Source organism: Micromonospora sp. CNZ309, from assembly GCF_002846525.1.
Genome location: NZ_PJNG01000001.1, coordinates 1799684 through 1823065, shown reverse-complemented (window position 1 = coordinate 1823065; position 23382 = coordinate 1799684). Strand labels below are relative to the sequence as shown.

Below are 23382 nucleotides of genomic sequence, written 5' to 3'. Positions count from 1 at the left end.
GACACGGCCCCCGGCCGGTCAGGGCAGGATCTCGACGTACCCGTCGGTGGCGTGCAGGCGGATCCGCTGCCCGTCCCGGATCAGCCTGGTCGCGTTCTCCACCCCGACGAGGGCGGGCAGGCCGTACTCGCGGGCGACGACCGCCCCGTGGGTCATGAGGCCGCCCACCTCGGTCACCAACCCCCCGATTGCGACGAACAGGGGTGACCAGCTCGGGTCGGTGAAGGCGGTGACCAGGATGTCGCCCGGTTCGAGATGGGCCTCGGCCAGGTCCAGGACGACGCGCGCCCGCCCCTCGACGATCCCGCCGGAGACCGGGAGGCCGACCAGCGCGCCGGTCGGCACGTCGTCGCGCCGGTACGCCCCGGTGATGCCCTCACCCTCCGAGGTGAGCACCCGGGGCGGGATGAGCGTCCGGTACGACCTGAACGCCTCCTTGCGCCGGTGGATGAGCCGGTGGTCCACCTCGTTCGTGCGTACGACGTCGTGCAGCTCCTGGAACGTGAGGTGGAAGATGTCCTCCTGCTCCCGGAGCACGTCGGCCCGTACGAGGCGCTCGGCCTCCGCCAGCAGGGCCTGCTTGTAGATGAGGTAGCGGCTGACGATGGCGTACTTCGGGTACTCCCGGTAGCCGATGAAGGTGCGGACCCGGTCGATCATCCGCTTGGTCTCCGCCGCCTTCCGCTCCCCGTCCGGCAGGGCGCGCAGGCGCTCCAGGACCTCCCGTTGCTTCTGCTGTGCCTGCCGGCGTCCCTGCTCGAAGCGCCGCTTGCCGGCACCCGGCTCGAGGTTCCTGATGTTGTCGAGGATGACGGGCACGAGCGTGCTCGGGCGCTCGCTCCAGCGTGGCCGCGTGATGTCGATCTCGCCGACGCAGCGCATGCCGTACCTGTCGAGGTAGCCCTGGATGGCGTCGTGCGCCTCCCGGCCGCCCGGGAGCGCGACCAGCCCGTCCAGGAAGTCGTCGTCCCCGGCCTCCCGCAGGAAGGTCACGACCTGCGGATGCGGGCGGATGACGTCGGCGACGTCCAGGAGCGCCAGCCCCATCTCCGACGTGACGTTGTCAGGCGCGGACAACGTGAGCGTGTCGGCCGCGTTCCGCTCGCCGAGCCACGCCTGCAACCGCTCGTTGAGCCACCAGGTGGCCTCCATCCCCGCCATGATCGCCTGCATGCTCGACAGATCACCGAGGGCGCGCCTGTGCTCCTCGAAGGCCGTCAGGAGGAAGTCGAACAGCGCCGGCCCGGACACCGTCCGGATGTCGCGTCGCAGGGTGGCGATGGACGCCTGGCTGCGTTCGATCAGGTCGGTGACGATGGCCGGATCGGTCTCGATCGGGGTGGGCGCGCCGCCCCCCGGCGGTCCGGCCGGGCCCTGGTCGGGCAGCGACGGAAGGAAGTCGCCCCGGTCGACGACGCTCTGCAGCGCGTCGCGGACCAGCGGATCGGATCGCCCCACCATCTCCAGGAAGCCGGCGCGGCCCGCCGGCGAGGCCAGGGCCCGGGTGGCGTCCACGAACAGCCGCCCACCGGCCTCGTGCATCGGCGCCATGGCGGTCAGCTGCCACACGGAGATGCCCAGGGGCTTCATGGGATCGGTCATCATCTGCTGGTGCCCGACGGAGACGTAGACGCGGTTTCCCGCCTCGCCGGTCTCGGGGACGGGGAACAGCGCGGTGATCGGTCGGCTCTGGACGATCTCGAAGTCGTCGTCGACCAGGCACCATTCGATGTCCTGGGGACGGCCGAAGTGGGCCTCGATCCGCCGGCCCAACCGCACCAGCCGCACGACCTGCGCATCCGTCAGCGCCGGCTGCTCCTGCCGCTCGGGGGCGATCGCCTGTTCCCGCGTCCCGCCGGTCGGCAGGGCGTGGACGGCGAGCCGTTTGGCGGCGATCGTCCTGCCGATGATCTCGTCGTCGCGCACCCGGTAGGCGTCCGCGTTCACCAGGCCGGAGACCAGGGCCTCGCCGAGGCCGAAGCTGGCCTCCACGGAGGCGACCCTCCGGTTGGACGTGACCGGATCGGCCGTGAACAGGACGCCGGCGGCCTGCGGGAAGACCATCTCCTGCACGACGACGGCCATCTGGACCTCGCGGTGGTCGATGCCGTTGCGCTGGCGGTACGTCACGGCGCGCTCCGTGAAGAGCGAGGCCCAGCACCGGCTGACGTGCTGAAGGACCGCCGCCGGCCCCACGACGTTGAGGTAGCTGTCCTGCTGGCCCGCGAAGGAGGCGGTCGGCAGGTCCTCGGCCGTCGCGCTGGAACGCACGGCACAGGCGGTTCGCTCGCCGAGGTCGCGGAGAGCCCGGACGATCGCCGTGGCCACGTCGTCGGGGAGGACGGCTCCTTCGATGCTCCGGCGGATCTCCGCGCTGAGCGTACGGACCGCCTCCCGGTCGTCCGCGTCCAGGCGCGACAGCCGATCGAGCAGATCGCCGGCCGAGGGCGCTTCGGCCATGATGCGCCGGAAGGCGTGCGTCGTCACGCAGAAGCCTGCCGGCACCCGTACGCCGTCGATCCGCGCCAACGCCCCCAGGTGCGCGCCCTTGCCGCCCACGACGGCGACCTGCTCCTCGTCGACCTCCCGCAGAGCCGACACGTACCGCCCGGTCATCGCGACACCTCCGGGGCGGTCGTCCCGCGTCGCACGCCACCGGCCGGGCGGCGCACCGCCGACGGCTCCGCGCCGGCCGGCCGTGCCCGCATCCTCGATGCCACCAGCGATTCGACGCCACCGCGATCTCCGTGAGTCGGCACCAACACCCGCACGTCGCGCCCCATTTCTTCGGTTGATCCTGGTCCGGCCGACGATTGTGCGCCAAGGCCCGGGTCTTGCCGCAAGGCCCCGGGTGCGATATACGTTTAAGTGGGATCGAGTTCCCTTTGTTTACCGCCGCCCACTGAAATCATTTCGTGGCGATGACGCGTGCGGCGCCTTTCAGACCTCAGGCCTAAGCCGAGCAGTCCTTCCCGAACACCGTGCAGTGGACCGAGCACGACCGTGGCGGTCACTTCCCGGAGGCCGGAGCAGCCGGGTCTGCTGGCCGACGACATCCGCCGGGTTCGCCCGTACCCTCGCCGGGGCCTGAGCCCCGCGACACCGGACCGGGCCGGCGCCAGTTTCCTCGACGGGCGGCCGGCGGTTGTACGAGACGTGACGGGATCCTCGCCAGCCATCACCGCCGCCTCGGCGGTGGCGCAGCCCGAGTGGACGATCAGGTGGGCGGAGCGCGAGAACGACCGGCGACGGTGCGCGTACGACGCGGAGGTCGCGGCCTGGCGGCGGCACCACGACCACCTGGTCCGGCTGCGGATCGAGGCGGCCGGGTTCCTCGGCTGCACGCGGCCGCGGGCCGGCCTGCCGGTGGAGCTCGACGGCGACGAGGTCGTCTACCGGGTGCTGCCGGTCGCGGACCTGGTCGAGGCGGACGCGCGGCACGGCACGGGGCTGCCCCTCCCCGGTCCGACGGTCGTCACGGACGACGTCGCGGGCCGCGCCCTGCCGAGGGGCGTGCGGTGCGTCGCGACGGGCATGGCCGTGGTGACCAACCACCGCGTCGCCTTCGCCTCGCCGGGCGGGCGGCGGCGCGAGTGGCGGTACGCGGACCTGGTGGGGCCCGCGCACCATCCCGCGGCCCCGCTCACCCTGCTGCACGCCACCGACGGGCGCCGGCTGGCCGGGCTGCGGGTGCCGGCCGTCGCGGCCGTGAACTTCCGCTTCTACCTCACCCTGGCCTTCGCCGCCGCCACCGGCGGTCGGGCCGCCGTCGTCGGGCAGCTCGATGCGCTGCTGGCCGCCCACCGGCGCGCGCGACCGGCACCGCCGCAGCCGGTCCACCCTCATCAGGCGCCGCCGGGCGTGCTGCCGGCCGGACGTCGCGCGGCCCTGGCTGCCGCCGTCGTCGCGGTGGCGTTCGTGGCGCTGTCCTCGACGGTCCCGGTGTCGCCGTCCCGGGCCGGCGGTCCGGTCCCGGCCGTCAGCCCGGCTCCCGCCACCGCGCCGCCCGCGCCGCGACAGCCCACCCCCGGCCTCCGCGTGGACGTCGCGCTGCCGCTGGCGCGGTGGTACGCCTGTCCGCCGGACGGTCCCGGCGTCGACCCGGCTGCCGGTGGCGACGGTACGCGGCCTGGGCCCGGCAGGATGATCGTCGAGTCCTCGGCCCGCTCAGGTGGCGCGACGGGAGCGCTCGACCCGGCGGCGATGCCGCCTGCGGCGGTTCACGCGGTCACGGTGGCGACGAACGCGGCGACGTTCGCCACGGTCCGTTGGATCTTCTCCTCCACGGTGAGCGACTCGTGCAGCCGGGCGCCGGCGCCCGCGTCCTTCTTGCCCCGCACGTACAGCGAGCAGGCGAGGTCGCTGCACATGTAGGTGCCGACGGTGTTGCCCTGCTGCCCGGCCCTGCCCGCCCTCGGCGCGACCATCAGCGAGACGCCGCCGGTGGGCGAGGTCAGGCACATCGAGCACATGCCGCGCCGTGGCTGCGTGGGGGCGGGGCTGGGGCAGCGCAACGCGAGGGCCCGGGGCCGGCCGTCCAGCTCCGTGACGAGGTACGCGCGGTGGGGGGCGCGCGGATCCCGCCAGCCGAGGTAGTCCAGATCGTCCCACGGGCGCTCGGCCAGGTCACGCGGGACGGACAGGCGCCTGGCCTCGCCCTTGGTGCAGTTCACGAAGGCGGTACGGATCTCCTGCTCGGTCAGCGGCTTCATGCAACGCACGCTAATTTGCCTAAAGGTATTAGGCAAATGCATAATGAGTCATGGCGAGCGGGCGGAGGAGCATGGGCCGCGCAGGACTGACCACGGAGCGCCTGACCCTGGCGGGCGCCGAGCTGGCCGACGAGGTCGGCTTCGACCAGGTGACCGTCTCGGCGGTCGCCAGGCGGTTCGACGTCAAGGTCGCGAGCCTCTACTCGCACCTGAAGAGCTCCCAGGACCTCAGGACCAGGATCGCCCTGCTCGCCCTGGAGGAACTCGCCGACCGGGCCGCCGAGGCCCTGGCCGGCCGCGCGGGCAAGGACGCCCTGACCGCCCTCGCCGACGTCTACCGCGACTACGCCCGGGAGCACCCCGGCCGCTACGCCGCCGCCCAGCTGCGGCTCGACCCGCAGACGGCGGCTGCCAGCGCCGGCGGCCGGCACGCCCAGCTGACCCGGGCGCTACTGCGCGGCTACGACCTGAGCGAACCGGACCAGACGCACGCCGTCCGGCTGCTGGGCAGCGTCTTCCACGGCTACGTCAGCCTGGAGATGGGGGGCGGGTTCAGCCACAGCGCCCCCGACACGCAGGAGACCTGGTCACGGGTCCTGGACGCCCTCGACGCCCTGCTGCGCAACTGGCCCGCACCGGACGGCACGACGCGCTAGAGCCGGTGCCGGACCCAGACGTTGGGCTCGACGTAGACGGCGTGGTCGTGCGCCACGTCGCAGTGCACCGGCACCAGGGCCCCCGGCACGTGGACCGGCCCGCTGGTGTCGAACGGCAGGCCCGTCCAGCGACGCCAGTCGGCGAGCGTCCCGCTGATCGTCATCGACCGGGGGGCGACGCGCTCGATGCGCCCGCCCGCGCGGACGTGCACCCGCAGCCACGGGTCGACCGGTAGGCCGTCCTCGCGGACCTGCGCCGCGTACCGCACCATCGGCAGGTCGGGCAGGGTGTGCTTGCCGCTCGGCCGGACCGGCGCGACCAGCGTGTCGTAACCCAGTCCCGCGACGGCCTCCCGCATGGCGGCGAGCATCACGGCGGACAGCCCGGTGCCGCGGTGGTCGGGCCGCACGCAGATCTCCAACGCCGACACCATGTTCGGTTCGGCGCCGGTGAGGCGGTCGACGGCGGCGCGCTGGATCACCCGGTCCCAGCCGCCGTCGGGAAGCTCGGGCTCCGTCCAGCGCAACGGCACCGCGTACGCGCGGGCGACCGCCCGGGCGGGATCGGCGGGGTCCACGGCCGCGAACACGAAATCGGGATACAGGTCGTGGGCGACGTTGTAGTACACCGCGCCCATCGGGTCCCACAGCATGAACGGCGGCCACGCCCCGTCGAAGTCCTCGTCGAGGCAACGGCCGAGGTCGGGGCGGTCCGCGAGGCTCACGACGTCGAGGGTCACGGCGGAAACGTAGAGCGTCGGCCCCGCGCCGCGCACGCCGATTTCCTACGCTGTGCGCCGGGTCACGGCCGTCCCGACCGACCCGGCGAGCCGCCGCGTGGCCCGCGACCCGACGGGCGTTGGCCGGTACGCGGAGCCTCGGTCTATGGTGGCGCCGTGATCGTCCCCGGCCCCTCCCGGCAGCGCCGCACCGCGGCCCGCCAGGACCTCTGCGCCCCGTCGCGCACGGCCGCGACGGTCGGTCCGCGGACCCGCCCCGTGGCGGGTACGACCACCCGTCGCCTCGTCGTGCCGTCGGTCGCCCGCCGGGGCGCCGTCGCGCCGCCGACCCGGCGGGCGCCTCGCCCGCACCGCCCGCCACCGCCCGGTCGAGATCCACAGGACCGGCACCGGCGGGCGGAGCGCATCAGCGCTCCGCCCGTTCTTTTCGTCCCGAGCAGGAAGAGGAACCGATCGTGTACGTCGTGAACAGGCAGGCCGAGCTGGGGGTGCTCCGGATCGTCCTGGAGGAGCAGTACGAGCGGCACAGTACCCAGCTGGCGTTGCTGGCCCGGCAGGCGCGCCGGACGCGCTCGGACGGCGCGGACGTCGAGGCCACCTCCGCGCTGACCGCCGCCACGCGCCGCGCCCTCGGTGACATCGCCCGGGCGCTGCACTACCTGGAACAGGGGCACTACGGCACCTGCCAGGGATGCGGCCGCGACATCCCGATCGAGGAGTTGGCGCACCGCCCGGCGGCCCGCTACTGCGCCCCCTGCCAGCCGGGGTCGCACCGGCGATCCGCGCCACCCGCCGCCCTGCGGAGCGACGTCCGATCGTTGCCCGCCTCCCGTGGAACCTCCGGCGCGCCCGGCTCAGCGCAGCGGGTCGAAGGGGCGAAGCTCCACGGGCTGCCCGCCGCCGGCGATCTGCTCGGCGAGCAGTTCGCCGGTGAGCGGGCCGAGGGTGATGCCCCACATGCCGTGGCCGCCGGCGGCGAAGACGCGCGGTGACCTGGTCCGGCCGATCAGGGGAAGCCCGTCCGGGGTGCAGGGGCGCGAGCCGACCCACTCGTCGGTACGGTCGTCCAGGTCGGCGCCCCGCAGCAGTGGTCGGGCGGCCTCGGCGATGGCCGAGATGCGGCGCCGGTCCAGCGGCGCCTCGGCGCTGCGGAACTCCATCATCCCGGCGACGCGCAGCCGGTCGCCCAGTGGGGTGCAGGCGACGCGCTGGGCGGGGAAGTAGACCGGCCCGGCCGGCAGGTGCTCGATCGCGACGCTGAAGCTGTAGCCGCGGCCGGCCTGCACGAGGGTGCGGACGCCGAACCGCCGGGCGAGCTGGCCGAGCCAGGTGCCGGTCGCCAGCACCACCGCGTCGTAGCGCTCGTCGGTGCCGGCGGAGGTCACCACGCGCACGCCGCCCGCCTCGTCGCGCACGTCCACGACGTCCACGCCGGCCACGATCGCGCCGCCGCGCGCGCACACGGAGTCGGCCAGCGCGTGCACGTACTGCCCCGGGTTCACGTAGCGCTGGTCGTGCAGGCGGATGGCGGCGCCGACCGCGTCCGACAGGGAGGGCTCCACCTCGCGGGCCTCGGCCCCGGTCAGGACGTCGAACTCGATGCCCTGGCCCGCGGCGTGGATGTGCGCCAGCTCGTCGAGCAGCACCGACCGTTCGGCCTCGGTCCGGTACGCCGCGAGGAACGACTTCGCCTCGTGCGTCGGCGCCGCGACCCCGCCGGCCGTCAGCGCGTCGAACGCCGCCAGCGCCCGCCGGTTCATCGGGATGAGGGCCCGCATCGCGCGCTGCCACTTCGACGGCGTGCTGTGCCGCGCGAAGCCGGCCAGGAACCGCAGCAGCCGGGCGTCCGCGCGCGGCGGCACGTAGACCGGCGAGGACGGGCTGAGCACGGCGCGCACCCCGTAGCGCAGCACGGCCGGCTCGGGCAGGGGAGTGGTGATGCCGGGGGTGAGCCAGCCGGCGTTGCCCCACGACGCGCCCGCCGCCACGCCCGTACGGTCGAGCACGGTGACCCGGACCCCCCGCTCCTGAAGGAACCAGGCGGTGGCCAGCCCGACCATCCCCGCGCCGACGACGGCGACGTGCTGGGGGGTGGGCACTGACTCGACGGGGGACATGTCGTTTTCTCCTTCAGGTGCAACGGGGATTGCGGCCAATCCTGTCCCCGCCGGGCCGAGAGGTCATTGTCCGTCGCGGCCAAGGATCGCCCAGGTCGTTGGCCGGGTGGCACAAGACCGAGGCACAATCGCGGCATGCTCACCGTGGCCGGCGTGGTGGACGCGGCCGGCGCCGCGTTGCTCAAGGTCGTCGTCCCCGCCGGCGAGGCGGAGGTACGCGACGTGACCCTCGCCGAGCTCGACGACGCCACGCCCGGCCAGAGCGGCGACCTCGTCCTCGGCGCGGGCATCGCCACCCGCGAGCAGGCACTCGCCGTCGTCGCGCGCTGCCACGAGGCCGGGGCGGCGGGCCTCGTCCTCAAGCCCCCGCTGGCCGCGCACCCCGACGTGACGTCGGCCGCCACCGAGCGGCGCCTGACCCTGGTGGAGTTGCAGCGCCACGGCTCCTGGGCCCAGCTCGTCTGGCTGCTGCGCGGGGTGATCGACCGGGCCGTCGCGCCGGGCTCGCCGGAGACCGGGGAGCCCGGCGTGTACGACGAGCTGTTCGCCCTCGCCGACGCGACCGCCGCCGTCGTCGACGCGCCGGTCACGATCGAGGACGCCCGGTCCCGGGTGCTCGCCTACTCGTCGCGCCAGGACCGCACCGACCCGGCGCGCGTGTCGACGATCGTGGGCCGCCGCGCGCCCGGCGACGTGATCGCCCACTTCCGTTCCCGTGGCGTCTTCCGCAAGCTCGCGACGGGCAGCGAGCTGATCTTCGTACCGCAGGGCCCGGACGGGACGCTGCCCCGCCTCATCATCCCGATCCGTGCCGGAGGCGAACTGCTCGGCTCGATCTGGGCCGTCGTCGAGGGCCCCGTGCCGGAGGAGCGGCTGCGCGATCTCCAGGGCACGGCGTCGGTGCTGGCCCTGCACCTGCTGCGCCTGCGCGTACAGGCCGACGTCGCGCGCCGGGTGTCGGCCGACCGGCTGCGGGCCGTCCTGCGGGCCCCGGGCGGCATCGGGCGCGAGGAGTTGGCGCTGGCCGAGGGGCCGTGGCGGGTCGTGGCCCTCGGTGCGCACGGCGGTACGGGGGAGATGGTCGACAACCTCGCCCTGTGGGAGTCGATCACCCGCCGCCACGGCTGGCGCCAGCCGCTGCTCGCGGACGTCGGCGACGTCCTGTTCGCCGTCCTGGTCGACGGGGGCACCTCGCCCGGGTCGCGGCGGTGGATGGAGAAGCTGATCCACGACGTCGCCGTGCACGACCCGGGCCTGTACGCCGCGTCCGGCGGTGTCGCCCGGGACCTGACGGAGCTGCCGCGATCGCGCGCCGAGGCGGCGGAGCTGCTCGCGTTGTGCGCCCCGGCGGGGCGACGCGGTCCGGTGCTGCGGTTCGAGGACCAGTGGGCCGAGGTGGTCGTGCACCGGGTGGTCGGCGCGGTGCCGAGCGGCGACCTGCTGGTGGGTGGGCCGCTGCCCGTCCTCGTGGCCCACGACCGGGAGCACGGCACCGACTACGTCGCCACGGTGGCCGCCTGGCTGGACCAGCAGGGCGACCCGACGAGGGCCGCCCGACAGCTGCACGTGCATCCCAACACCCTCCGGTACCGGCTGCGTCGCCTCACCGAGGTCGTCCCCGTCGACCTCGGCTCGCCGCGCACCCGGCTGGCGTTGCAGATCCAGCTCGCGGCGCTGGACCGCGCGGGGTCCGCGCCCCGCCCGGCGGGTTGACAGCCGCGGGCAACCGGTGGGCCGGGCGCCCGGTTCGTCCCGACGGCTGGGCCCGGCGGCACGGGGACGTCGGACTGCTCAGGCGAGACGGTGGTCGAGGGCGGTGTGGCGGCGCCCGGCGCCGACGGTGCGGACGGCGGCGGCCAGGGCGCGGCGGGAGCCGACGAGGACGACGAGCTTCCTGGCGCGGGTGACGGCCGTGTAGAGCAGGTTGCGTCGCAGCATCATCCAGGCGCTGGTGGTCAGCGGGACGACCACGGCCGGGTACTCGGAGCCCTGCGAGCGGTGGATCGTCACGGCGTACGCGTGGGCGAGTTCGTCGAGCTCGTCGAAGTCGTAGTCGATGCTCTCGTCCTCGTCGGTGCGTACCGTCAGGGTCTGCTCCTCCGTGCTCAGGGCGGTGACGATGCCGACGGTGCCGTTGAACACGCCGGCCTGGCCCTTGTCGTAGTTGTTGCGGATCTGGGTGACCTTGTCGCCGACGCGGAACACCCGTCCGCCCAGACGCCGCTCAGGCTGCCCCTCGCGTGCCGGGGTGAGCCGCTGCTGGAGCAGCGTGTTCAGGGCCGCCGCGCCGGCCGGGCCGCGGTGCATGGGGGTGAGCACCTGGACGTCGCGGCGCGGGTCCAGGCCGAAGCGGGCGGGGATCCGGGCGCAGGCGACGTCGACGGTCAGGGCGGCGGTGGCGTCGGTGTCGTCGCTGGCGAACAGGAAGAAGTCGCTGAGGCCCTGGAGGAGTGGCGGCCTGCCGGCGTTGATCCGGTGGGCGTTGGTGACGACCCCGGACTCCGCGGCCTGGCGGAACACCTGCGTGAGCCGGACCCGGGGGATGGCCGGTGCGGCGAGCAGGTCCCGCAGCACCTCGCCGGCGCCGACCGAGGGGAGCTGGTCGACGTCGCCGACGAGCAGCAGGTGCGCGCCGGGCGGTACGGCCTTGACGAGCTTGTTGGCCAGGATGAGGTCCAGCATGGAGGCCTCGTCGACGACGAGGAGGTCGACGTCGAGGGGATTGTCCCGATCGTGGCTGGCCTCCCCGCCCGGGCGCAGCTGCAACAGCCGGTGCACGGTGGCCGCGGGATGCCCGGTCAGCTCCGACAGGCGCTTCGCGGCGCGGCCCGTCGGCGCCACGAGGGTGACCTTGGCCTTCTTCGCGGCGGCGAGTTCGACGATCGATCGGACGGTGAAGCTCTTGCCGCAGCCGGGCCCGCCGGTCAGTACGGCGACCCGGGAGGTGAGGGCGAGGCGGACGGCCTGCTCCTGCTCGGGGGCGAGGTCGGTGCCCGTACGGGCCTTCAACCAGGCCAGCGCCCTGCCCCAGTCGACGCCGGTGAAGTGGGGCAGCCGGTCGGCGCGGTCGCGCAGCAGCCGCAGCAGGGACCCGGCGAGGGACTGCTCGGCGCGGTGGAACGGCACCAGGTACACGGCCGTCGTCGGCTCGCCGTCCGGCCCGGGCAGCGTCTCGCGGACCACGCCCTCCTCCTCGACGAGTTCGTCGAGGCAGGCGGTGACGAGGTCGCCCGGCACGTCGAGGATCGTGACCGCGTCGTCGACGAGCTTCGGGTGGGGCAGGTAGCAGTGCCCGTCGTCGGTGGCCTCCGACAGGGTGTGTTGCAGTCCGGCCTTGACCCGCTGCGGGCTGTCGTGCGGGATCCCCACGGCCTGGGCGATGGTGTCGGCGGTCTTGAAGCCGATGCCCCACACGTCGGCCGCCAGCCGGTACGGCTCGTTCCTGACCACGGTGATGGCGGCGTCGCCGTACTGCTTGAAGATCCGTACGGCCAGGGAGGTGGACACGCCGACGCCCTGGAGGAAGACCATCACCTCCTTGATGGCCTTCTGCTCCGCCCACGCCGCGGTGATCTTCGCGGTGCGCTTCGGTCCCAGGCCCGGCACCTCGACCAGCCGGGCGGGCTCCTCCTCGATCACGCGGAGGGTGTCGAGGCCGAAGTGCGCGACGATCCGCTCGGCGAACACCGGACCGATGCCCTTGACCAGCCCGGAACCGAGGTAGCGGCGGATGCCCTGAATCGTGGCCGGCAGCACGGTGGTGTACGAGTGCACCTCGAACTGCCGCCCGTACTGCGGGTGCGAAGACCATCGGCCGGACAGGCGCAGGCTCTCGCCCGGCTGGGCCCCCAGCAGCGCACCGACCACCGTGAGCAGGTCGCTGCCCCGGTCGGTGGCCACCCGGGCGACGGTGTAGCCGGTCTCCTCGTTGACGTACGTCAACCGTTCGAGCACCGCGTCCAACACGGCGGAGGGTGCGTGGGTGGGGGCGGTCACCCGCCCATCCTGCCTCCCGCCGACGCCACGGTCCCCGCGGCCCGGCGCGGGACCGTGGCGGAGCCGTCCCGCGCGGACGGATCGTGGATCCCGCCGGTCCCCGGATACGCGGACGGCGGCGCGCTGGCTGGCGGGAGGACGTGCAAGGCGCGCAGAGCCGATGAACCACTGCCACCGGGACGCTGATACCTCTGCGGCATGAAAATACCTGTGTGGTATCAGGCAAGCGGAACCACACCGCCGCCGTCGAGGTCCGGCGCAGCCAGTCACGGTCCATGGAACAGACCGGAACCTTACTGTCGGGTTTTCGGGCTGGCGCCGTACCGGCACGATGATGTCGTGACCGAGCCCCAGAACGTCGCCGCCGATCTGGTCGTGGGCGCTGCCCACGCGGCGGTCCGTCGAATCGCCCCCGAGGAACTTCCGGTCTTCGACGAGGTGGCCGCCGGCTGGCGACGGCAGCTGTCGAAGGGACGCGTGAGCTGGTCCGTCCCGCAGGGTGGGGTCGGCTTCGGCATCGACGTCACCATGGTCACCGAACTCGTGCTCCAGGTGGTGGCCGCCGCCGTGGGCGAGGTTCTGGTCCTCGGTGCCACCACCGTCCGGGCCGGCCTGCTGCGTCGCCGCCGCCACGAACTGCCCGCCGCGCCCGACGCCCGGGCGGGGCTGGATCCCGAACAGGCGCGCCGATTGCGGGAGGCGTGCCACCGGCACGCGCTGGCGCTGGGCCTGGACCCCGACCGCGCGCGACTGCTCGCCGACGCGGCCGTCGGTGCGATGGTCGATCCGCCGGACGCATGACCGGACCGGGTGCCGGCGAGGCCCACCAGGAGGGTGGTCCCGGTGTCGGCGCGCGCCTTCCGCCGGACCGGCTCGGCTGGCTCTACGCACTCGTGCTGGCGTCCCTGGTCAGCGTCGGGATCAGCGCGGGCGGCCTCTACTTCCTCGCCGACCGTTCGCTCTCCCGACCCTGGGCGGCCACCGTCGACGTCTGCACCCGGGCCCACCCGGTGGAGGCGGCGGAGCAGTCGGCTGCCCGCGACCGCTGCCTGGCCGGGCAGTTCGGCCGGCGCGGTGTGGTCATGCTCGCCGGGGCCGGGATCGCGCTGGGCGCGGCGGCGGCGCTCGTCCTGGTCCTGCCGCTGGCCGACCGGCGTCGGCTTCGTCGCCGGCTCACCGTGCCGGGCGCGCAGGAACGCTTCGCCGATCTGTGCGACCGCAACGGGCTGGCTGGGCGACGCCGGCCGAGGTTGGTCGTCGCCGCCCCGCCCGTACGGCAGGCGTACACCACGGGTGGTGTGATCGGCCGGCCGACGGTGGTGCTCCCGGCGGCCGTCGCGGTGGCCCACGCCGACCCGGCGCGGTTCGACCCCGTGGTGGCGCACGAACTCGCGCACGTCCTCGCCCGGGACGTGGCCTGGGCGTCGGCCGTGCGCGGCCTGATCTGGTTGCCGGTGCCGGCAGTACTCACGGCCGGCCTGCTCGAGGTGGCCTTCTTCGGGCTGAACGCGACCTACCTGACGGCGCTCGGTCGCGCGGCGGTCATCGCGGTGCTGACCGCGCTGCTGGCGGCCGGGCTGCTGCGGCGGCGCGAGCGGGAAGCAGACCGGTACGCCGCCGGCGTCGGCCACGCCGGGCATCTGGCCGCACTGCTCCGTGCCGGAACCGTTCGTCCCGCGCGACGGCGTCGGCTGCTGGCCCGGCATCCGGACCCGGCGACCCGGGCGGCGGTGCTCGGCCGGCCGGCGGATCCGCCGGGTGGCATGACCCACGGGCTGGCGGTCGGCGCGGTCGCGATGCTGGCGGCGGGTGCCGCCGACGCCCTCGTGCGTGACCTCTTCCTGACCGCGCAGGCGGCCGTCGGCCCGCCCGTCGCGGTCTGGGTCGGGGCCGTCCTGCTGACCCTCGGGCTGTTGCCCGCGCTGGTCCGCCGGGCCGCCGCCGGGGCGGGCGGCTGGTGGCGGCCCGTTCTCGGCGCGGCCATCGGCTTCGCGGTGACGGCGTTCGTCGCCACCGCGCTGCCGGTTCCGGGAAGCTCGGGCGTCTCCGCCCGGCCGGACGTCCCCGTCGCGCTGTTCGTCGCCGCGCTCGCGGGGCCACTCGCCGCGTCGGTGGCCGGGCTCTGCGTGCTGCTGGCGCGGCTGGTGGTCGCCCTCCGGCCCGGGTCGGTCGGCTGGCGTTCCGCCACGTACCTGGTCGCGTTGGCCGCCGGTGTCGCGGTGCTCTGGCCGTTGCCGGCGGTGGCGTCCGTGCCGACCGACGGCCACGCGGCCCGCAACTGGCTGGTCTTCGCGCTGCCACGCAGTGGTTGGCCGCTGCTCGCGCTGCTGGTACCGGTGCTGGTCGGCCTGCTGCCGCGCGGGGCCGGGGCGGGACACCGACGCCCGCCGCGCCGGTGGGACCGGGGAGTCGTGGCGGTGGTCCTGACCGCCGTGCTGGTCGGTGCGGGGGCCGCTGTGTGGCGGACCGAGCTGTTCCCGCCGGACACCCTGGCCGAGGCGGTCCGGCAGGCCCAACAGCGCTGGCTGCTCTGCGCGCTCACCGGCTGGGCGGTCCTGGTGGTGCTCGCGGTCGGCCGCCGCGCCGGTGTCGGCCGGGCGTTGACCGCGGGCTGGGCGGCCGGCACGGCGGCGGCGCTGCTGCAGTACGCGCACGCCCTGGTGACCGGGCGGGCGGACGGGCTGGACGCCGCCGAGGCGCACCTGCTGGCCCCGCTGGCCTGGCTGGGTCATCTCGTCGCGTTCACCCTGCCGTTCCTGGTTTCCCGGCCGGTCCTGCCTGGACCCACCCGGTCCGCTGCGGGCAGCGCCCGCGTGGCCGTCGCGGCGGTCGGGGTGCTGGCGGCCCTGTTCGCGGTGGCGGTACTCGGTCCGGGGATCCCCGGGGCGTACGCCCCGCTTCCGGTGGCGGAGCCGGCCAGGCTCTCAGCGCCGTCGGCCGCTCCGACCGACCCGCCGGTGCCCGACGCCACCCCGGTGCCCACGCGGTCCGCTCCGGGGCGACCCGACCCCGGTCGGCCGCTCACCCGCGCGGAGGCCCGCCGGGCGGCCGGCGCGGTCAGGGCGGTGCTGCCCCGGGGGTGGCGGGTGCCACCCGACCGGCCTGAGGGCGGCGGCTCCCGGATAGAGCCGTCGGCCTGCCGGCCCCTGGCCGAGGACTCCTACCTGGACCGGCTCGGTGGAGTCGAACGGGTCCGGGAGCGGGCCCGCTACGACACGGTGCCCGGCCTCACCGCCACCGCGTCGGCCGAACTGGTGATCGAGGTCAGGTCCCACGCCGAACCGGTGCCCGCGTCGGTGCTCGCCGAGGCGGAGTCGGCGCGGCGGGCCTGCCCCCGGTTCACCGCCCGGGGTGGGGCCGGCCCGGCGCTCCGGTTCGCGGTCGACGCGCAGCCGCCGCCCGCGCTCGGTGAGCAGTCCTGGCGGGTGGACTACCGGCTCAGCGCGGGCAGCGGGCGGGCCCGTATCACCGGACGGTCGGCCTTCGTGATCGTCCGGGCGGGGCACAACCTCGTGACCGTCTACGCCGGCGCCGTCATGGAGCCCCTGGACGAGCGGCTGCTCGAGGCGGCGGTCGAGGCCGCCGTGGCGGGACTGGCCGACTGACCGGCGACCGTCGATCCGCCCACGGCGGGGCGATGGCCGAGGGGACGACGACCCGCGCGCGATCGTCGTCCCCTCGGTGGCGCGTCAGCGAATCGGTTCGACCCAGATGTTGCGGTAGTGGACGTTGAGGCCGGGGTCACCGTGGTCCTGCAGCCGGATCGGCCCCACGGCGGGTCCCTCCGGGGCGCCGTTGCCCGTGGGCCCGTTGATCACCGCGTTGTCGTGGACGGTGACGCCGTTCCACACGACGGTGACCCGGGCGTTCTCCGTCTTGACTCCGGCGCTGTCGAAGCGGGCCGCGCGGAAGGTGACGTCGTAGGTCTGCCACGTCTCCGGGGCGGTGGCCGCGTTGACCGACGGCGCGATCTTTCCGTAGATGGCGCCGCCCTCGTCGTTGGCCGGGGTGGTGTCGCCGAAGGAGTCCAGGACCTGAAGCTCGTAGCGGTCCTGTAGGTAGATTCCGCTGTTGGCACGGGCCTGGCCGGTGACGTCCGGCGGAAGGTTGGGCAGCCAGAATTCGACGTGCAGCCGGAAGTCACCGAAAGCGCGCCTGCTGCGGATGTCGCCGCCGAGGACCTCCACCCCGCCCTTGGCCAGCGGCCACGTCGCCGGAGTGCCGTTGGTGTACTCGAAGTTGTCGAGGTTGGACCCGTCGAGCAGCGTGACGCGGCCGGTGTCTCCTCCGGAGCCGTGGGCCTCGAACTCGTAGATCCGGGCCGCGTTGTCGGTGGTGCTGGTGGCCTTGGTGACGTTGAGTCGGACGTATCTGGCCTGGGTGGGGGAGATGTCGTGGGTGGTGGTGTTGGCGGTGTTGGCGGTGACGGTCACCGCGGTCGTCCAGGATGTGCCGTCGGTGCTGGTCTGGATGGTGAAGTCGCGGGTGTTCCAGGCGGTGTTCTCGCCGCCCGCGCCCGCGTGCCGTACGACGAAGCGGTTCACGCTCCGGGTGGCGCCCAGGTCGACCCGAAGCCACTTGTTCGTGCCCGACGAGCACCACTTGTCGCTGTTGCCGCCGGTCACGCTGCCGTTCACGGCCTTGGCCGGGCCCTCGGTGGCCGAACAGGAACTGTCGGCCGTCGCCGTCCTGCCCAGCGCGAGGTTCTCGGTGGCGGCCTGCCCACCGTAGGCCTCGAACTCGTAGATCCGGGCCGCGTTGTCGGTGGTGCTGGTGGCCTTGGTGACGTTGAGTCGGACGTATCTGACCTGGGTGAGGGAGATGTCGTGGGTGGTGGTGTTGGCGGTGTTGGCGGTGACGGTCGCCGCCGTCGTCCAGGATGTGCCGTCGGTGCTGGTCTGGATGGTGAAGTCGCGGGTGTTCCAGGCGGTGTTCTCGCCGCCCGCGCCCGCGTGCCGTACGACGAAGCGGTTCACGCTCCGGGTGGCGCCCAGGTCGACCCGAAGCCACTTGTTCGTGCCCGTCGAACACCACTTGTCGAGGTTGCCGCTGGTGGTCGTTCCGTTGACGGCCTTGGCCGGGCGCTCGGTGGCCGAGCAGGAGCTGTCGGCGGTCGCCGTCCTGCCGAGCGCGAGGTTCACGGGCGGCTTCTGCCCGGGGATGGCGTTGAGCGTGTACCACACCTCGGTGCTCCACAGCGACTGACCGTTGCTGGCCGCGAACGGCCGGGGTGATCGGACGTGCACCACCCGACCGGCCTTGAGGCCGTTGATCACCAGTGTGACCGTCTTTCCGTCCTGCGACAGCGTGGCCGACGAGACCGGCAGGGTCTCCTCGTCGACCTTCGGCCCGCCGTACGCGGCCGTCGCCACGTAACGCCACTGCTTCACCCGGTACCTGGTGGCCAGTGCCGTGGCGGTCGCCGCCGACAGCGGCTGGGTGTATTCGATCTCGAAGCCGTTGGGCAGGGCCCGCATCGCCCGCATGTCGAAGTGGTTGCCGCCGTTCGGGGCGATCTTCTGCAGGCCGTAGCTGAGCTTGCCGTCCTGCCCCCAGTTGCCGCCGCCGTGCAGGCCGCCGGTGTAGATGGCGCCGTCGGGGCCAACGCTGACCTCGGACACCCCCGCCTCCAGGCCCTGGGTCATCCTGAACAGCGCCCCCTGGTACTCGCCGTCGACCTTCTCCAGGTAGGCCCGCTGGAGCCCGCCGTAGGTCACGTCGCCGATGAGCATCTGCCCGGCGAAGGGGCCCTGCGTCACCATGACCGGGGTGCTCGGCGAGTTGCCGATCTCGTTCTGCGGCATCCACAGGACCGGCTGGACCACCGGGTTGTCGTCGAACGGCCCGGGCGGGTTCATGTAGTGGTTGAAGAAGCGGCCCTGCTTGACGTGCACGAGCTTCGACGACGGCAGCCAGCCACCCTGGTTGTCGGTGACGAAGATGTCGCCCTCGGGGCCCCAGCCGATGCCGTGCGGGGTGCGCAGGCCGCCGGCCACGTAGTCGACCGCGCCGGTGCTGCGGTTCACCCTGATGGTGGTGCCCCGGTTCGGGGCCGGTTGCGGGTCGGTCGTGGCCCCGCCGTAGTTGATGGACACCGAGAGGTTCAGGTAGAAGTACCCGTCCCGGTACAGCAGGCCGAACCCGAACTCGTGGAAGTTGCTGCCGAACGGCCAGGTGGCCACGGTGCGGTACTGGTCGGTCACGCCGTCGCCGTTGGTGTCGTTGAGTTCGGTGAGCTTCGCCTTCTCCGCGACGTAGATCTTCCCGTCGACGATCTTGATGCCCATCGGCTCCTGGAGCCCCGTCGCCACCCGTTGCCGGGTCACCTGGCCGGCGCTGGTGCTGCCGGTGACGTTGCCCAGGATCCACACCTCGCCCACGCTGGTCAGGGAGCCTCCCCAGGTGGACACGGCCAGGCGGCCGTCGGGGAACCAGTCGAACCCGGTGACCTGCGGCTGGAAGCCGCTCGGGCGCAGGTCGGTGAGGGTGTAGTTCGGGTGCACCGACGTGAGCGGCAGGCCGTCGCCGGGGGAGTCGCCACTGGCCTCGCATTCCTTGCGGCCGGGCGCGGTCACCCGCACGACGCCGGCGTCGGTGCTCAGCGCCGAGTCCGGGACGTCCACGAACGTGCCGGAGCCCGGCGTCTGCCACTGCAACGTGAGCTGCTGGCCGCCCGTACGCTCGAAGTGCTCGATGCGCAGGGAGTGGTATCCGGCGGTCAGGTCGACCGCGCCGTCCTTGGCCTCCGGGCCGTGCACACCGTCGTGGTCGACGATCAGGGTGTCGTCGATCAGCAGACGCGACCCGTCGTCGCTGATGAGCCGGAACGTGTAGCGTCCGGCCTGGGTGATGGTGAGGTTGCCGAGGGCATGGACCAGGAAGTGGTCCTCGATGCCGAAGTCCGCCGCGCTCGTCCAGTTGACCGTCGGCATGAGCTTGTCGACGTTCGGGGTCTGGCCGGCCTTCAGGGTGCAGAGCTTGTCCAGCGGCACCTGGAGGTCGAAGACGCGCAGGGTGACGCCGGGTTCCTGCGGGGGCGGAGCGGCAGCCGCGCTCGGCGAAGACAGCCACAGGCCGGCGACCGCCATGACGGCGGTGAGGGCGCTCGCGATGGGCACGCGTGCTCGTCGGGACGGTCCGAGCATTCTCTCCTCCAGGGGAGCGGGACAACGACGTACGTCGTCGCGCGGCGCTCGGGCTCAGCGGCGGGGCCCGGACATCGAACGGACATCGTTGTCATGTCCTGATGGTTGGCCTGGCACGCCGCTGCCTGGTGAGGCAACACTAGGATCCTTAAATCTAAATGTCTAGATGTTTGTGCGAGATCGTCTGAACTTTCGTCCGCACGGGCAAAAGTCGACACGCCGTGCCCGCGCGGTGATCTGACGTGCCGCCATGCCGCTCAGCCTCCGACCGCTCACGCTCGACGACACCGCAGCCGTCCACGACTGGGCACGCCTGCCGGATCCCCGCAACCTCGACTCGGCGGCGGCGCTGCGCAGGATCGGTATGCGGTACGAGGGCCCGATGCGTGGCACCGCCCACATCCGCGACGGCTGGCGCGACTCGGATCTGTACGCGGTCCCCGCCGACGACTGGGCCCCGGCCCGGTCGCACCTCACCGTCCCCGCCGGGCGTGGGAGCGGTAGGCTGTCGGAGCGGGTACGCGACGGCCGATGACGGGCCCCGACCACCCGCCTTCCTTCCGGCTCGCAGCTGCCAGTGAACATGTTGCGCGCCGCCCTGTGAAATCTTGGAGTACGTCTTGGCAGACATGACGCCGCCCGCCCTGAATCCCTTCGAATCAGAGGGAGACGGGGACGCCGACCGCGAACGCGGGCGAGCGGTGGACGTGAGCGCGGACGCGATGACCCGCATGCGCACCCCGTTCGTTCCGGCAGACAGTGACTGCGGCACCGCTGACGAGAGGCGGGCGTCGCGTTCCTGACGCGCCGCGCCGGAGTGGTCGAGGGCGACGACTCCGGCTGGACCCGCCACAGGATCGGCGTCCGGCCCTTAGCTGACCGTTAACTAACGCTCCAACTGGTTCACCAGGTGGGGCCGGACTGGGCAGACTGGGACGATGTCCGCCACTGAGTCGCCCGCCCGCCGCCGTCGTCGTACCCAGGCATTCGTCGCGGTGGTCGCCGCGCTCGCCGTGGCGGTCGCCCTGGGCGCCTGGTCGCTGCGGGACCGGGTGACCGGTGGACACGGCCTGCCGGAGCAGGGCGCCGTGACCGCCTCCGGTGCCGCCCCGGCGGATCGCGCCCCCGCCTGCGCCGGTCGACCGGCCCGGGCGCCCCGCGAGCTGCGGGGCATGTGGATCACGACGGTGAACAACATCGACTGGCCGAGCCGGCGGGGACTGCCGGCCGAGACTGCGCGGGCCGAGTTCCGGGGCTGGCTGGACCTGGCGGTGCGGCGCAACCACAACGCGGTCTTCGTGCACGTGCGCCCCAGCGGGGACGCGCTCTGGCCGTCGGCGTACGCACCGTGGTCGGAGTGGCTGACCGGGCGTCGCGACGGCCGTGACCCGGGCTGGGACCCGATGGAGTTCATGGTCGCCGAGGCGCACGCCCGCAACCTGGAGTTCCACGCCTGGTTCAACCCCTACCGGGGCGGGCAGCCGGCCACCGTCGGCGGGCCCGGCCCGAGGCTGGACCAGCTCGCTCCGACGCACCCGCTGCGGCGGCACCGCGACTGGGTGGTGACCTATCCCAGCGCCGACAAGCCCGGCAGCCGCCTCTACTTCAACCCCGGCATCCCCGAGGCACGCACGTTCGTCGAGGACGCGATGCTGGAGGCGGTCCAGCGCTACGACGTCGACGGCGTGCACTTCGACGACTTCTTCTACCCGTACCCGGAGGCCGGGCAGGACTTCCCGGACGACGCGACGTTCGCCCGCTACGGCCGGGGGTTCGCCGACAAGCGGGCCTGGCGCCGGGACAACGTGAACACGCTGGTCCGCGAGATGAGCGAGCGGATCAAGGCGATCAAGCCGTGGGTGAAGTTCGGCATCAGCCCGTTCGGCATCTGGCGCAACGACCGCACCGACCCGGCCGGCTCGGCGACCGCCGGGTTGCAGAGCTACGACGACATCCACGCCGACACCCGGCTCTGGGTCCGGCGGCAGTGGCTGGACTACGTCGTGCCGCAGCTCTACTGGCACATCGGGTTCGGCAAGGCCGACTACGCGAAGCTGCTGCCGTGGTGGGCGGCCACGGTACGCGGCACGCGGGTGCAGCTCTACATCGGCCAGGCCGACTACCGGGTGGGTGAGCGCGGCGCCTGGCGCGACCCGGCCGAGCTGACCCGCCAGCTCGCCCTCAACCGCCGTCACGGCGTCGACGGCAGCGTGCACTTCAGCGCCAAGCAGGTACGCGCCGACCGGCTCGGGGCCGTCAGCCGCTACAGCGCGGCCCACCACGCCGGCCCGGCGCTGGTGCCCACGATGGCGCACCTTCCGTCGACGCCGCCCGCCGCTCCCACGGTCACCGGCGCGCACCGCGCGAACGCCGACGGCGTGACGCTGACCTGGCGCGGGGACGGCGCCACGAGCTTCGCCGTCTACCGCGTCGACGGCGACGCGGCCCGGCTCGTGGGCACGGCCCGGGGCGCCGGCTGGGTGGACCGCACCGCCCCGGCCGACCGCCCGCTGTCCTACTGCGTGTCCGGCCTGGACCGCAGCGGCAACGAGGGCCCGCTCAGCGCCCCGGTCGCCGTCGGCGCGCGGTAGGAGACCACCCGGGCGGCAGCCGTCTGGCTGCCCCGGTCGCGGGGGCGGCCCGTCTCGCGGGCTACCCTGCGGCGGTGGTGGTCGGTGGGGAAGCGGAGCGGCTGGCGGCGTCGCTGGCCGACCGGATCGACCCGGTCACCTTCGCCGACCTGACCACGGACGAGGTCACCGCCCGCCTGATCGACACGGTGGTCGGGTGGGCGACGGCGCAGGGCTGGCGGGTCTACCGCCGGGCGGCGAGCGTGTTGCCGCTGCCACCGCCGATGTCCGCGCAGCAGTCGGTGCTCGACGTGGCGTGTGCCCGCCCGGACGGGCCGCCCGTCGTCGTCGAGGTCGACCACGGTACGCGCCGCCGCACGTGGGAGAAGCTGCTCGCCGAGGCCGACGCGGGACGGATCCCGCTGTGGGTGCGCTGGGGCGCCGGCCGGTTTACCGCGCCGCCCGCGCCGATCCTGATGGTGACCTGCGAGGTGAGCAGCCGTACGGACCCGACCGGCCGGGGCCGGGTGCACAGCCGTTCGCCGCGGGCCGACATGCCGCCGCCGACGCACTCGGCCGCGCGGGTCGAGACGGTGGCCGCCGTCGAGTTGCCGCTGCCGCCACCCGGGGCCTGAGCCGCGCGATCGAGGGCACCACCGAGTCGTCGCGCCGTGCCAGACTGTGATCATGGACGAGACGCCGAGCTTCCTTCGCCCGTTCGTGCTGACGCCGCCCGCCCGCCCGCACGAGCGGGTGGCGAACCTCGACTGGTACGTGCCGGATGGCGACGGTCCGCACCCCGCCGTGCTCCTCGTCCACGGTGGGCCGCTGCCGCCCGACCTGAACGTGGGTCCGCGTGACTGGCCGGTCTACCGCGGCTACGGCTGCCTGCTGGCCGACCTCGGTGTCCTGGCCGTCGCCGTCGAGCACCGGATGCGCGTCGTCGACGGCCCGCAGGGCCCCGCCACCGACTGCGCGACGGCCGCCCTCGACGTCGCCGCCGCCGTGGACCGGCTGCGCGCCGACCCGCGCGTCGACGGCGAGCGGATCGCCCTCTGGTTCTTCTCCGGTGGGGGACTGCTGAGCACGGACTGGCTGCGCGAGCGACCTTCCTGGCTGCGGGCGGTGGCGCTGACGTATCCGCTCCTCGCGCCGCTGCCGGCCTGGGGCGTCGACCCGCGCTTCGCGCCGGGCGCGGCGCTCTCCGGGCCGGGCGGGGCCGTACCGCCGCTGCTGCTCACCCGGGTCGGCCGGGAGCGTGCGGAACTGGCCGAGGCGGTCGCGGTGTTCCTCGACGGGGCGGCCGACGCCGACGTACGGGTGGAGGTGATCGACGTCCCGGGCGGACAGCACGGGTTCGACATGCTGGACCACACCGACGAGTCCCGGCGGGCGGTCGAGCGGGCGGCCGACTGGGTCTCGCAACGACTGGCCCCCTGACCGGAG

14 protein-coding genes are annotated in these 23382 nt (G+C 73.8%); 8 read left to right on the top strand and 6 right to left on the bottom strand.

Annotated elements, in window-relative coordinates:
• Window positions 1-18 precede the first annotated feature (18 nt).
• Together rph and CLT72_RS07270 are read right to left on the bottom strand one after the other, a co-directional pair.
• Window positions 19-2616 carry a rifamycin-inactivating phosphotransferase gene (rph, locus tag CLT72_RS07280; protein ID WP_101410218.1) on the bottom strand — a complete coding sequence of 866 codons (2598 nt, stop codon included), beginning with the start codon at window positions 2614-2616 and terminating at the stop codon, window positions 19-21.
• Window positions 2617-4220: 1604 nt separating this feature from the next.
• Window positions 4221-4712 (bottom strand): FBP domain-containing protein, encoded by a 492-nt coding sequence (locus CLT72_RS07270; RefSeq protein ID WP_101410214.1) that lies wholly within the window; start codon window positions 4710-4712, stop codon window positions 4221-4223.
• Window positions 4713-4783: 71 nt separating this feature from the next.
• On the opposite strand from CLT72_RS07270, the gene CLT72_RS07265 reads away from it, so the two are divergent.
• Window positions 4784-5368, top strand: coding sequence for a TetR/AcrR family transcriptional regulator (locus CLT72_RS07265; protein ID WP_101410212.1), 585 nt, complete (start codon window positions 4784-4786; stop codon window positions 5366-5368).
• Here CLT72_RS07265 and CLT72_RS07260 read toward each other — a convergent pair.
• The gene (locus CLT72_RS07260; RefSeq protein WP_101415003.1) at window positions 5365-6108 is read right to left on the bottom strand and encodes a GNAT family protein; all 744 of its coding nucleotides are present in this window, start codon (window positions 6106-6108) and stop codon (window positions 5365-5367) included. The genes CLT72_RS07265 and CLT72_RS07260 overlap by 4 nt on opposite strands.
• Window positions 6109-6962: 854 nt before the next feature.
• Window positions 6963-8225, bottom strand: coding sequence for an FAD-dependent oxidoreductase (locus tag CLT72_RS07255; protein WP_101410210.1), 1263 nt, complete (start codon window positions 8223-8225; stop codon window positions 6963-6965).
• A 135-nt stretch (window positions 8226-8360) separates the two neighbouring features.
• On the opposite strand from CLT72_RS07255, the gene CLT72_RS07250 reads away from it, so the two are divergent.
• Window positions 8361-9938, top strand: a complete 1578-nt coding sequence (locus CLT72_RS07250) for a PucR family transcriptional regulator (protein ID WP_101410208.1) — start codon at window positions 8361-8363, stop codon at window positions 9936-9938.
• A gap of 78 nt (window positions 9939-10016) precedes the next feature.
• On the opposite strand, the gene recD2 is transcribed toward CLT72_RS07250, so the two are convergent.
• Window positions 10017-12221: an SF1B family DNA helicase RecD2 gene (gene recD2, locus CLT72_RS07245; RefSeq protein WP_101410206.1), complete on the bottom strand. Its 2205-nt coding sequence runs from the start codon at window positions 12219-12221 to the stop codon at window positions 10017-10019.
• 339 nt (window positions 12222-12560) lie between these two features.
• Here recD2 and CLT72_RS07240 point away from each other — a divergent pair, with 339 nt between their 5' ends.
• Both CLT72_RS07240 and CLT72_RS07235 read left to right on the top strand, forming a co-directional pair.
• Window positions 12561-13022 carry a hypothetical protein gene (locus CLT72_RS07240; RefSeq protein WP_101410204.1) on the top strand — a complete coding sequence of 154 codons (462 nt, stop codon included), beginning with the start codon at window positions 12561-12563 and terminating at the stop codon, window positions 13020-13022.
• Window positions 13019-15826 (top strand): M48 family metalloprotease, encoded by a 2808-nt coding sequence (locus tag CLT72_RS07235; RefSeq protein ID WP_101410203.1) that lies wholly within the window; start codon window positions 13019-13021, stop codon window positions 15824-15826. The genes CLT72_RS07240 and CLT72_RS07235 overlap by 4 nt, the downstream gene beginning before the upstream one ends.
• 84 nt (window positions 15827-15910) lie before the next feature.
• Here CLT72_RS07235 and CLT72_RS07230 read toward each other — a convergent pair whose 3' ends face one another.
• Entirely contained in the window at window positions 15911-19366 is a 3456-nt protein-coding gene (locus CLT72_RS07230) for a galactose-binding domain-containing protein (RefSeq protein WP_101410201.1), read from the bottom strand.
• A 250-nt stretch (window positions 19367-19616) separates the two neighbouring features.
• Between CLT72_RS07230 and CLT72_RS07225 the strand changes: the two genes are divergently transcribed.
• From CLT72_RS07225 to CLT72_RS07205, 4 genes are all read left to right on the top strand, one after another.
• A complete protein-coding gene (locus CLT72_RS07225; protein ID WP_199184506.1) occupies window positions 19617-19901 on the top strand; it encodes a GNAT family N-acetyltransferase in 285 nt (94 codons plus the stop codon).
• Window positions 19902-20304: 403 nt separating this feature from the next.
• Window positions 20305-21957, top strand: a complete 1653-nt coding sequence (locus CLT72_RS07215) for a family 10 glycosylhydrolase (RefSeq protein WP_101410197.1) — start codon at window positions 20305-20307, stop codon at window positions 21955-21957.
• A 74-nt stretch (window positions 21958-22031) separates the two neighbouring features.
• A complete protein-coding gene (locus CLT72_RS07210; protein WP_101410195.1) occupies window positions 22032-22571 on the top strand; it encodes a hypothetical protein in 540 nt (179 codons plus the stop codon).
• A 52-nt stretch (window positions 22572-22623) separates the two neighbouring features.
• Window positions 22624-23376 carry an alpha/beta hydrolase gene (locus CLT72_RS07205; RefSeq protein WP_144082209.1) on the top strand — a complete coding sequence of 251 codons (753 nt, stop codon included), beginning with the start codon at window positions 22624-22626 and terminating at the stop codon, window positions 23374-23376.
• Window positions 23377-23382: the final 6 nt, after the last annotated feature.